This is a genomic window from Mycobacterium sp. MAC_080597_8934 (genome assembly GCF_000523975.1).
GTDB classification, from domain to species: domain Bacteria; phylum Actinomycetota; class Actinomycetes; order Mycobacteriales; family Mycobacteriaceae; genus Mycobacterium; species Mycobacterium avium.
The window spans coordinates 1-10,999 of record NZ_JAOS01000003.1 but is presented as its reverse complement, the minus strand read 5'-3'; the positions used below and the strand labels follow the sequence as shown (position 1 = coordinate 10,999).

The 10,999-nt window shown below is 64.3% G+C and carries 8 protein-coding genes and 3 pseudogenes; 5 read left to right on the top strand and 6 right to left on the bottom strand.

All coding sequences use genetic code 11. The annotated features are described in order from the left end of the window. Positions 1-75 precede the first annotated feature (75 nt). The 5 genes and pseudogenes from NF20_RS27945 to NF20_RS02880 form a co-directional block, all read left to right on the top strand. Positions 76-248: pseudogene (locus NF20_RS27945) on the top strand (type II toxin-antitoxin system prevent-host-death family antitoxin); the annotation flags it as partial. 177 nt (positions 249-425) lie between these two features. Continuing rightward, complete coding sequence (gene eccB, locus NF20_RS02895; RefSeq protein WP_007172147.1) at positions 426-1,916, top strand: type VII secretion protein EccB; 1,491 nt, start codon at positions 426-428, stop codon at positions 1,914-1,916. Positions 1,917-1,989: 73 nt separating this feature from the next. Then, a complete protein-coding gene (locus NF20_RS27060) occupies positions 1,990-3,045 on the top strand; it encodes a hypothetical protein (RefSeq protein ID WP_007172148.1) in 1,056 nt (351 codons plus the stop codon). After that, positions 3,035-6,133 (top strand): type VII secretion protein EccCb, encoded by a 3,099-nt coding sequence (gene eccCb / locus NF20_RS02885; protein ID WP_007172149.1) that lies wholly within the window; start codon positions 3,035-3,037, stop codon positions 6,131-6,133. Before NF20_RS27060 ends, eccCb begins: the two co-directional genes overlap by 11 nt. After that, positions 6,130-6,546, top strand: coding sequence for a helix-turn-helix domain-containing protein (locus tag NF20_RS02880; protein WP_007172150.1), 417 nt, complete (start codon positions 6,130-6,132; stop codon positions 6,544-6,546). The genes eccCb and NF20_RS02880 overlap by 4 nt, the downstream gene beginning before the upstream one ends. Positions 6,547-6,774: 228 nt before the next feature. Here the strand turns inward: NF20_RS02880 and NF20_RS02875 are convergent. The 6 genes and pseudogenes from NF20_RS02875 to NF20_RS02860 all read right to left on the bottom strand — a co-directional run. Further along, positions 6,775-6,996, bottom strand: a pseudogene (locus tag NF20_RS02875) (transposase); the annotation flags it as partial. A gap of 43 nt (positions 6,997-7,039) precedes the next feature. Further along, entirely contained in the window at positions 7,040-7,930 is an 891-nt protein-coding gene (locus NF20_RS27940) for a tyrosine-type recombinase/integrase (RefSeq protein ID WP_230484148.1), read from the bottom strand. 23 nt (positions 7,931-7,953) lie between these two features. After that, the gene (locus NF20_RS27935) at positions 7,954-8,430 is read right to left on the bottom strand and encodes a hypothetical protein (RefSeq protein WP_255343427.1); all 477 of its coding nucleotides are present in this window, start codon (positions 8,428-8,430) and stop codon (positions 7,954-7,956) included. Between the two features lie 821 nt (positions 8,431-9,251). Then, entirely contained in the window at positions 9,252-9,524 is a 273-nt protein-coding gene (locus tag NF20_RS27930; RefSeq protein WP_255343426.1) for a tyrosine-type recombinase/integrase, read from the bottom strand. Positions 9,525-9,860: 336 nt separating this feature from the next. Further along, a complete protein-coding gene (locus NF20_RS27925) occupies positions 9,861-10,004 on the bottom strand; it encodes a hypothetical protein (protein ID WP_255343425.1) in 144 nt (47 codons plus the stop codon). Between the two features lie 112 nt (positions 10,005-10,116). Beyond that, positions 10,117-10,999 (bottom strand): annotated as a pseudogene (locus NF20_RS02860) (IS256-like element IS1245 family transposase); the annotation flags it as partial.

The following is a 10,999-nucleotide window of genomic DNA, read 5'->3' as shown; positions in this document are numbered from 1 at the left end:
ACGCAGGTTGCGTTAAATGGTGCGAGGACGACCTACCACAGATTCAGCTTGCCAGTCACGGTTACGGACGGGCCCATGTACGCCGATGACGACGATTCGGGGCGCGAAACGGTGTACCTGCTAGGTTCGCGTGAGAATGCGCGCCGCCTCATGGCGGCCGTCGCACGGGATAGGGCCGTCGTCCCGGGCTGGCGAGCCTTACTAAGTCGATGGCCGAACTCGAGGAGATGGTCGGCGGCCAGGAGTGAGCTGCGATCCTGATGGGTAGGGCGACTTCGCTTTTGGGGCGGACTCCGATCGCTGGCGGTCAAGGTCCTGAAAGCCCGGTACCTGTAGCGATCTGGCGCCACTGCGGTGTTCTGGGTTTTCATTCAATTTGGACGTGCTGGTAGCGGGGGTGTAGCGGGGGGCGGTACGGTGCCGGTGTGCCGTTGAAGTTGGCGTCTAAGACGCAGGTTTCGGGTCATTTCTTTGTTCGGCGACGCTTGTCGTTTGCGTTGCTGCGCCGTTCGGTGAGCATGGAGATCAATCCGGTTCGCTGGCACCGCACGCTGTTGATGTTGTCGGCGGTGTTGGGTGTGGTGCTCGTGGTGGGGGCGTTCGTGTACGGGTGGTTTCGCCCGGCGGGGGTGATCGACGACTCGTCGAAGATCGTTGCTGATCGTTCGTCGGGGGCGTTGTTTGTGGTGGTCGACAAGCGACTGTATCCGGCGTTGAATCTGGTGTCGGCGCAGCTGATTGCTGGGTCGCCGGATCGGCCGACGTTTGTGGCATCGGGGGAGATTGCGAAGTGGCCCAAAGGGCCGACGGTGGGGATCCAGGGCGCTCCGGTGGAGACACCGGCGGTGGTGTCTCCGCAGGTTTCGCGCTGGGCTGTGTGCGACACGGCGCCGACGACGGTTGGTGGTTCGCCGTTGGTGACGGGCATCAATGGGCAGTTGTTGCTCGGGGAGGCGGCGGGAGAGCTCGCCGGCAGCGAGGCCTTGTTGTTGTCTTATGGGCCGCAGGTACACCTGGTGACTAATGGTGTTCGGATGCCGATTGATCTGTCTCAGTCCGCGGTCGCCGGGCCCCTGGGGATTGCGCCCGGGGCGCAGGCGACGGGGATGTCGCGGGCCCTTTTTGACGCGTTGCCGGCGGGGGGACCGCTGGCTGTTCCCGCGGTGCCTGGCGCCGGTGGGCCCGGTCAGGTGGATTTGGGGGCGGGGGTTGTTGTCGGTGCGGTGGTGGCGAGCCGGGATGTGGCTGCACAGTCGGACCGCTTTTATGTGGTGCTGGCAGATGGGGTTCAAGAGGTCTCGCCTGTGGTGGCTTCGATGCTGCGCCAGCATGATTCGTTTGGTTTAGCCACGCCGCCGCAGATATCGCCGGATCATTTGGCGCATATTCCGCTGCGTCATGTTCTTGATGTGGATTATTATCCGCGGTCGCCTGTGCGCCTGGTTGATGCGGGCAGTCGGCCGGTTTCGTGTGTGGCGTGGCAGTGGAGTGTGAGCGAGCGTCAGGCGCGGCTCGCGGTGATTTCGGGTCGGGGGTTGCCCATCCGCGCGGATCAGCGGGCGAAGATGGTGCCGTTGGTGGGTGCCGGCAATGGCGGGGTGCAAGCGAATCAGGTCTTGGTCGGTGATGGTGCATCGACGTTTGTTAGCACTACTGGTCAGGCATTGGATTCGCCTGCGCGCGAGACGATGTGGCTGACTAGCTCCACCGGGTCGCGCTATGGTGTGCCGTTTGACGACAATAGCGTGCAGGCGTTGGGGCTGGTGTTATCTCAGGTTCGTCCGGCGCCGTGGTCGATGCTGCAGGTGTGGCCTGCGGGACCGGAGTTGTCGCGGGCGGCCGCGTTGACGGTGCATAGCCCGTCGGACGCGGTGGCTGTGTTGCCGACGAAGACCAACGTACGGGCCGGCGGATAGGAGGGGGAGAAGGTTGTCGACGATTCGTTTCAGCCCGTCTCGGCGGCTGAGGGCGCCCAAAGTTGATGGCGGCATGCAGTCGGTACGCGATTCTCCGATCGCGCCGCGCCGGTTGCCGATGACGAAGGCGCAGATCATTTTGCCTGCAGTCATGGGCGCGGCGTTTTTGGGCATGATGGCCATGATCTTGACTCAACCGGGGCTGCGCTCGGGGCCGATGAGTTTGTTTTCGTTGTTTGTGCCGGTGATGATGATTGTGTCGTTCGCCGGGGTGTTTATGCAGGGCCGTTTTGGTGGCGGTGATAAGGCGTTGTCTCCGCAGGCGTTGGAAGAAGAGCGCCGTGCCTACATGGACGAGCTCGACCAGACACGTGATGTGATTCAAAGTGACGCCGAGCGTCAGTTCGCCAATTACCAGTTCTTGCATCCCGAACCGGCGATGCTGCGTGGGTTGGTCGGGTCGCCGCGGATGTGGGAGCGATCGGGTTCTGCTGAGGACTTGGCGATGCACTTTGGTTTTGTCCGTTTCGGAACCGGTACTTCGGATTTGGCGAAGAAGCTGGCTAAGCCTCGGTTGGGGGAGTCGGCCGATTATGAGCCAGTCTGCTATGACGCGCTGCGCAAGTTTTTGTTGGAGCAGTCCAAGATTAGTGGGATCGCTAAACCGCTGTCGCTCAAGGTGATTCCGCTGATGACGTTGGTGGGTGAGGATGGTCCGGACACAGTCCACGGTGTGGTGCGGGCGATGATTTGTCAGGCGGCCTGCTTCCATTCACCGCAGGACTTGAAAGTCATGGTCGTCACCGACGAACCAGCACGATGGGATTGGGTCAAGTGGTTGCCGCATTGCCAACACGACAAGCTCTTTGATAGTGGCGGGCCGTTGCGAATGGTGTGGACGTCGCCGACGGCGATGGATGCGGCGGTTGGTCACGAATTGCATGGCGCTCGAAAGAATTACGGGGACCCTGGCGCCGCGGACGGGGTACGTCCGCATTGGCTTGTGATCAACGACCAGCTCCGTGTGGATAGTGAATGGGACACGTTGAATCGCAGGGGCGTTGGGGGGGTCGCGGGCGTGACCTTTGTGCGTGTAGTGGTCAAGGAGGGCGCGGCGGATGACAACTGAGTTCACATTGCATGTCAAGCGCGACGGGGCATATGACGAGGAGGGGTTTTTCGCGCTCCCCGATACGCTGGACACGGCGTCCGCGGTCGCGTTTGCGCGCAAAATGGCTAGATACCATGCAGATTCGCGGGTAACGCAAAGTTCGACTGCCGCCGCATCGAAGGTCGTGGATCTGTATGAGATTCTCGGCCACGCTGATCCGGGCGATATCGATGTGGAGGAGGCCTGGGCGGCGACGCGGCTGGGTCCGCCGCTGCAAGACGACGAGGGCGAATTGCAGTGGGGTCGGGAGTGGATGCGGTTCCCGATCGGTATTGATCCACGCAATGGACAGCCCGTGGCCCTCGACTTGAAGGAGACTCACGAGTTCGAGGGGATGGGCCATCACGTCGTCGTCGTCGGCACGACTGGGAGTGGTAAATCGGTGTTTTTGACGGCGTTGATTACGTCGGCGTGTTTGACGCATTCGCCAGACTCGTTGAAGGTCGCGGTGTTTGACTTTAAGGGTAGTGCGTTGGCGCATTTGGTGGCGGGATTCCCGCACTGCGTCGCGGCGATGAGCAACTTGCGTAACGATCGCCTGTGGATTGTGAGGATGGAAGATGTCCTCTACGGCGAGATGGAGCGCCGCAAGTCTTGGCTTGACCGGGCTGGGGTCAGTGACATCGCTGAATATGAGTATTTGCGCATTCACAAGAAGGAGAAGTTGCGGCCGATGCCGCACCTGCTGCTGATTGTCGATGAGTTCACGCAGATGTTCGCTGAACATGACGGAGCCAAAGCGGTCATGGACGAGGTCGGCCGCCAGGGCCGCTCGCAGGGGCTTCGCCTCGTGATGGGGTCGCAGCGGCTGGGCCACCAGATGCAGGGCGGCATCATGAGTAACATCCCGGTGCGGGTGGCGCTGCGAACTGTCGGCGACACCGATTCCCACGAGGTGTTGGGTAGCGATGAGGCCAATCATCTGCCCAAAAAACCTGCTGGGGCTGGGCTTTTGAAGGTAGGTGCCAACAAGAACCTGACGAGGTTTCAGACGGCGTTCGTGCTCAAGAGCTATGTACCGCCCCAACGGGCAGCAGCTGCTGCGGCCAGGCAGGAAGCCGGTTACCTTGAGCCACAAGAGTTCCAGGCGGTCGGTATGCCTGCTCTGCAGATGGCCCGCGACGGCGAGGGCGAGCAGACCAAAATCCCGGAACCACGCGCCATCATTGGCGCCGATGGCCGCACCGTCAAACAGGTGCAGGCAACGGTGGATTGCTTGAATCGGCTGAATCTTCCTCCACTGCAAGCGATGTGGCTGCCGCCGCTGCAGCCGGTCCCTGCTGATGAGCTGGTGCGGCGGTTGCGGGGCCAACCGTGGGATGTCGACTATGGCTCGGCCCAAAGCGAGCTCTCGAGGCTGATGTTTCCGGTCGGGATCGAAGACAGGCCGCGCGACCACCGCCAGCTTGTCTATGCGCCCAATCTGGCCGAAGGTAACTGCGCGGTCATTGGTATGGGGCAATCGGGTAAGACGGTGGCCATCGCGACGATGATCTCGGGTGCCGCTTTGTTGTATCATCCTCGGCGGCTTCAGTTCTACGTCATCGCACTCAGCGGGCCGGACCTCAACCTGGTAGCTGGTTTGCCGCACGTCGGTGGTTTCGCACGCGAGGTGGACCCCGAGCAGGTCAAACGAATCATCGCCGAGATGCTGGCGCTGATCGATCAGCGCGAGCAGGCGTTCACCAAGCTAGGTCTGACGCTAACCAAGCTGCGTGAACGCAAATTTGGCGGCGTGCCAGGTGAGGTGCCTCAAGACTCGTTCGGCGATGTGTTTTTGGTGATCGATGGCTGGCCAACGTTTGTGAAGAACTGGGAGCTGTTGGTTTCTGACGTGGAACGAATCTTGGCTAAAGGACCCGATGTTGGGGTGCACGCCATTGTGTCGACCAGTGGCTGGGTGGCCAACAAATTCCCGTCAGGAATGACCAAGAATTTCACCAGCAACGTGGAGCTCAAGCTCGGTGACAACGATGACATGACGGTCAACAATGTGAAGGTCGCGCGCGACGTTCCCTTCGGGGAGCAGAAGATGTTCCTCGACGAAGAGGACGACACTGGCGGTGAGGTCGAGCAGGTCAACGTGGTCAAGATCAGGGGCCGCGGCACGACGATGGAGGGGTACCATTTTCAGGCCGGGTTACCGGAGATAACCGTGCAAGGGCGGCGCGCCGACGTGGCAGCAGCCGTTGAGCCAATTCAGCGGCTCGCTGGACCTGACAGTGCGGCCGCGCGGGTACGGATGCTGCCCAAAATCGTCGGTATCGACGAGGTCTTCGCGCAATGGGAGCAGCGTGAGCATGGGCCGGGTGGGGTCGACTGGAGTGGTGTCGTGCCGTTCGGGATTTCAGAAATCGGTTTGGAGCCGGCGGTCGCGAACTTCGCTGCGACCCCGCATCTGCTGCTTACCGGTCGGCCTGAATGTGGATTGTCGAGCGGGTTGGCCACGGTGGCCCAAGCTGTGATGCGGGTGTACGGGCCCGAGCAGGCCCAGATCTATGTGGTGGACCCTCATAATGAGTTGCTGCGCGTGGTCGAAGGTGAACATTTGGGCGCCTACGTTTTCCGGGAGGACCAGGTGCGTGCCTTGGGTGACAGCCTGGGGGCGATCCTGACTGAACGTATGCCGATGACAGACCTAAGCCAGGCGGAGTTGGCTGCGGGGACGCGGCGTTGGAGCGGGCCAGAGATCTTTGTCTTCATCGATCGTGAAGAGACCCTTGCTAGTTGGGACACTGGTGGGTTCGTGGCAGGAACCGGATACCCGTTGGGCCCGCTGGCGCGGTTTATTGCGCGGGGTAAAGAGGTCGGCCTGCACCTGGTCGTGTCGCGGCGGATCGCTCAGTGGGGCCGCACGCTGACCAATCCGATAATCGGGGAGTTGCTCAAGGCCAAAGCACCTGTCGTGGTAATGGACGGCGACCCTGATGAAGGGCCGATCGTCGGCAAAACGAAAGCCGTGCCAGCTGACCCCGGTCGTGGCCTGTACGTCACTGACCGGATGGTGGCGCCGGTGCAGATCGCGTTCCCGGCGAGCGCCCATTGAGCGAGGATGACCCCGCGTGGCTGCTCGTCCACGCGGTGGAACAAGCCCGCTTAGAACAGGGGTTGTCCAAACATGATCTGGCACGCCTGGCGCGCGTGGCGCGGCCTACGATCTCGCGGCTGATCAACCATGGCATGGTCCCGTCTCGTGCGGCCACGCTGGATAGGATCGGCTCGGCGCTGGGCTGGGAGGCCGGGACGTGTGCGGCCTTGTTGGCCGGCCAACCCCTACCGGGTCCACGCGCGCCGGTGACTCGCTCGGCCCAGCTCGTCGCAGCGCGGCTCACCGAGATTGCCGAGGAGGCGCGGTCGGCCGCCGGTGCTGCCGAGCAGTCGATTCTGCGGCTGAAAACCATCGAGGAGCGTGCGCGTGCGGCTGCGCAGTTCGTGCTGGGCGGTTCAGTAGCTGATTAAGCGGTCGATCTGGACCGATTCATGCGTCGGCATGGGCCTTTGTCGCTCGGTGATGCGTGGCGGTATTTCGCCAGGTGAGCGGCGCCGTAGAGGGTGTCGGGAAACAGGGGGTGTTGCCTTGTGTGGAATGTCGGAGGTTTGGTTGCCGGTGTCCCTGGGGGCGGTGGTCACGTCCCGTGGAGTGGTGTAAGAGCGGTCGCGTGTCCGCGTGTGGCTCTGTGGTAGCCACTATGCCGTGAGAGCGGCTGTGGGGGCAATGGTTTCGGCACTTTGGTCACTGACGTCGAGCAGAGCGAGGCTGGTCTCGGAGAGGTAGCGCTTGTCGGCGACCTGCCATTCGTCGTGGGCCTCAACGAGTACCGAGCCGGCCAGCCGTAACAGCGCGGCGGGGTTGGGGAACACGCCGACGACGTCGGTGCGGCGTTTGATTTCCTTGTTCAATCGCTCCATTATCCGGCCCTCGGGGGCGGGTCAACCCGTCGGGGTGGGATGTTCATCGATCGAGGCGCTGGAGGTGGTCGGTAAGGGCGTGGGCGACGCGGTCGTGGCGGGCGGCTTCGTCGGTCCAGCCGCGGCACTCGGCGTCGGTTCTGAGGGCCTGGACGTCGGCGAGTTGGTCGGTGAGCGTGTCGCGGAATTCGGGGGCGGTGACGTAGTTGTCGCAGGTTTCGCAGATGTTGGCATAAGGGCACGCGCCCGCGGATTCGTGGCGAGCGCAGTATCCGTGTGCAACGCGGGTTTTCAGCATTTCACTGTGCAGCCAGCCGACCTTGTCGGGCAGGATCGGTTTGCCGACCGGGGTGAGGGTGAACTGGCGGCGCATCTTGCCCATCGCTTCGTCGTAGGCCGCGCGCAGGGTGGGCGAGGCCAGGGTGGCGTAGCGGATCGTCATTTGTGGAGTGACGTGCCCGAGTAAGGACATCAAGGCCTGCAGACTCATCCCGGCGTTGGCGAGTTCGGTGGCCCAGGTGTGGCGCAACTGATGTGGAGTGACCATCAGGACGCCGCCGTCGGGACGGTGCAACCCGGCGGATTCAGCGGCGGTGAGCAGCCCGTTGCGCAGCCGGGTGTAGCCCAGGCGGCGTCCGTGCCGGGTGAACAGAAAGTCGGTGAGCACGCCGGTGCGTGGGTGCGGCAGCGGCCGGTGCGTGCCGCGGAGGGCGACCCACTCGTCGAGCGCGGCGAGGGTCGCGGCGGAGAGCGGGACCATGCGTTCGGTGGCGAGCTTGCCCAGTGGCACCTTCAGCCAGGTTCCGGCCGGTCCGTAGTCGATGATGCTGCCCAGTTCGAGGTCGAGCAGTTCCCCCGCCCGCAGGCCGGCACCACGCAGCACGGTCAGGCCGATGCGGGCGAACGGATCCTGCAGGTGGGCAACGGCGTTCATCACTGCCGCGTCCACATCGGGTGCTAGCGCGCGTGGCAACGGCTGGTCGAGTTTGGGGACGTCGGCGGCGAATACCAACCGCCGTGGTGGGGCCTGCGCCCAGCCCCAGGCGGTGATGTCGTCGAGCAGGTTGCGCAGACTGAGCACTGCCGACTGGGCCACCGCGGCCGAGACGGTGCGCCGGCGCCCGCGGCGGCGCGCTGACCACGCCAGCCCCGGGTGCGATTCCATTTCAGGTAGCCCTCGATGCAGCTCCGGTCGAGTTCACGCAGGCTGATGACGTCGGGATGGTGAGCGGTGAGGTATTCGGCGAAGGGCAGCAGGTCGTTGATCAGCGACTCGACCGATTTGGGCCGCAGCACCGCCGCGCGCACGCCGATGTAGCGCAGCAACGTCTGACGGATCGGGTCGGGCATCTCCACCTCGGTGAAGCGCTGCTCGAGGCTACGGGCCCACCGCCGGCGTTTCGGCGCGGTGTCGATGACCGCGGTCTCGAACAACAGCTGCCGCAGGCTGGCCAGCCGCCCCTGTATGCCCGCCGCGACGATGGCGGCACCACGGTACGTGACAGCGCGGCGTCGAAGTCGTCGAGCGCGTCGCCGGTCAGGTCGGCGACCATTCCGCCGTGGTGTGCCAGCACTACCGCCAGACATTCGCCGAGGACCGTCTCGACCCAGGAACTCCTCCAGCCAACCGAATTCCGCATTCCGCAACGCGGCGAATCCGCTCGGATCCCGGTCCTCCACTGCGCGGCCAGCCGGTCAACTGTTTGACCGCGGCCAGCTCGACGTCCAGCCGTAACCGGCCGGTGCCGATCGTGTGACAGATCAGCGGCCACGCCCCGGTGTCCGTATCTCGGCGATCCGCTCGGCTGCCGGCAGCGTCATCCAGGCGTGCAGGTCGCGGTGGCGTGCGGTGAAGTCGCGAGCGATCCGAATCCGGTCGCGTACCGCCCGCCGCTCAAACCCAGGGTGGCGACGTGGTCGAGATAATCCGCCACCACCTCGTCGGCGCCTACGGTTGGCCGACCAACACCGTGGTCACTGCCGGGCTCCGGCCAACGTCGCACGAGCAGCACCGTATTCGGCGGCGAGCTGCTCGATCGACAAATGCACGTAGCGGGCCGTGGTCTCCGGCGAGACATGCCCCATCAACGCCGCAACGCCAGCAGATCGATTCCGGCCGCCGACAATTCGGTGCCGTAGGTATGCCGTAAACGGTGCGGCGGACTCTTGTGGCGCCAGAGGTCTCCCGGTGCCGACGGAACAGGCTGCGCAGCCGGCCTCGCTGACCGGTGCACCGGTCGTCGGGCCGCGCAGCACTACGAAGCACTGCGGCGTCGCCAACCCGGCGGCCGCTCCCATCGCAGGTAGGCGGCGAGCTCGGTGAAGAACGCCGCATCGACCGGGACATGACGTTCCTTGCCGCCCTTGCCGATCACCCGAAGCCGGCGCCGGCCCATATCGACGTCGGCGAGCAGCAGGCCACGCGCCTCGGCCGAACGCAGCCCTCCGAGTAGCATCACCAGCACCATCGCCCGGTCCCGGTGCGTTGCCAGTGTCGCCAGGAACGCGTCGACATCGTTGGTGGACAACGATTCCGGAAGACGCTGCGGCTGACGCACCAACCTACCGCCACTGCGTGCACGCCGGGACCCAGATGACCGAGCAACCCCGCTGCGACTGGCGCAGCCCCTGTCCCGCCGCGGCGACGGCACCGGATTGTCGGTGCAGACACCGGTCATCACCAGATACTCGAATAACGCGCGCACTGCCGCGACCCGGCGGTTCACCGTCGAAGCTGCCGGCGGGTCGACGAGCGTGACCGCGGTGGGCTGTCCGTTCGGCGGACGCCTTGCCAGTCGATCCAGTCGAACACCAACGGCGCATCGACGCGGCGAGCCCGACCGCTTGCTGGACGAGGAACCGGCTCAAATTGGCGACGTCGAATGCGTAGGCCGCACCGTGCCGCGCTGAACCCCGTCCGCCAAATGGTTGAGAAACGCGTTCACCGCGTCCTGCCCGTCCCAGTCGCCCTCCAGGACATATCCGCTGTCGCTCTTGAGTACCCGCATCGCGCTCCGCCTTCCCCCACCGAGATGCAGACAGCATCCATCCGTGCTCAGCGCTTGTGCGTGAACCTCACGCTGCAGCCCGAACCGTGTCCCCGGAGAGCCGGTTAACGGATAGTGGGTTGGTTGACCAGATCTTTTTCCAGTGGGCCACCGGGAAGTCGGCGAAGGCGGTGATGTCGGCGGCGGCCTCGCGCAACATGGTTTCGACCTTGGGGAACTGGCGGCCGAGCATGCCGGCGATGGTGTCGAGTTGTTCGCGCACGTGCTCGGCGTCTGGCTGGGCGAAGACGGTGCGGATCGCGGCGGCGACCATCTCTGCGGAGCCCTTGGGCACTTGGGCGAGCACGTTGCGCAGGAAGTGCACTCGACACCGCTGCCAGGCGGCCCCGATCAGCACGGCGTCAATGGCACTGCGCAGTCCGGCATGGGCATCGGAGATGACCAGTTGGACTCCGGCCAGACCGCGGGATTTCAACGACCGCAAAAACGCGGTCCAGAACGCCCCGTCCTCGGAGTCTCCGACCTCAAAGCCCAGTACCTCGCGGCGCCCGTCAGCGGCCACCCCGGTGGCGATGACCACCGCCTGCGACACCACCCGATGATTCACCCGGGCCTTGCAGTAGGTGGCGTCGAGGAAGACATACGGAAAGCGCTGATCACCCAACGGCCGGTCCCGGAAGGCCGCGACCTCGGTGTCGAGGTCTTTGCAGATCCGGCTGACCTCGCTTTTGGAGATCCCGGTATCGGTACCCAGTGCCTTGACCAGATCGTCGACCTTGCGGGTGGAGGTGCCGTGCAGGTAGGCCTCCATCACCACCGCGAACAAGCACTGATCGACCCGGCGACGCCGCTCCAACAACGCCGGGAAAAATGACCCGGTGCGCAGCTTGGGAATCCGCAGTTCCAGGTCCCCTGCGACCGTGGACAGCGTGCGCGGACGCGAGCCGTTGCGCTGATTGGAGCGGGTCTCGGTGCGCTCATGGGGAGAAGCCCCG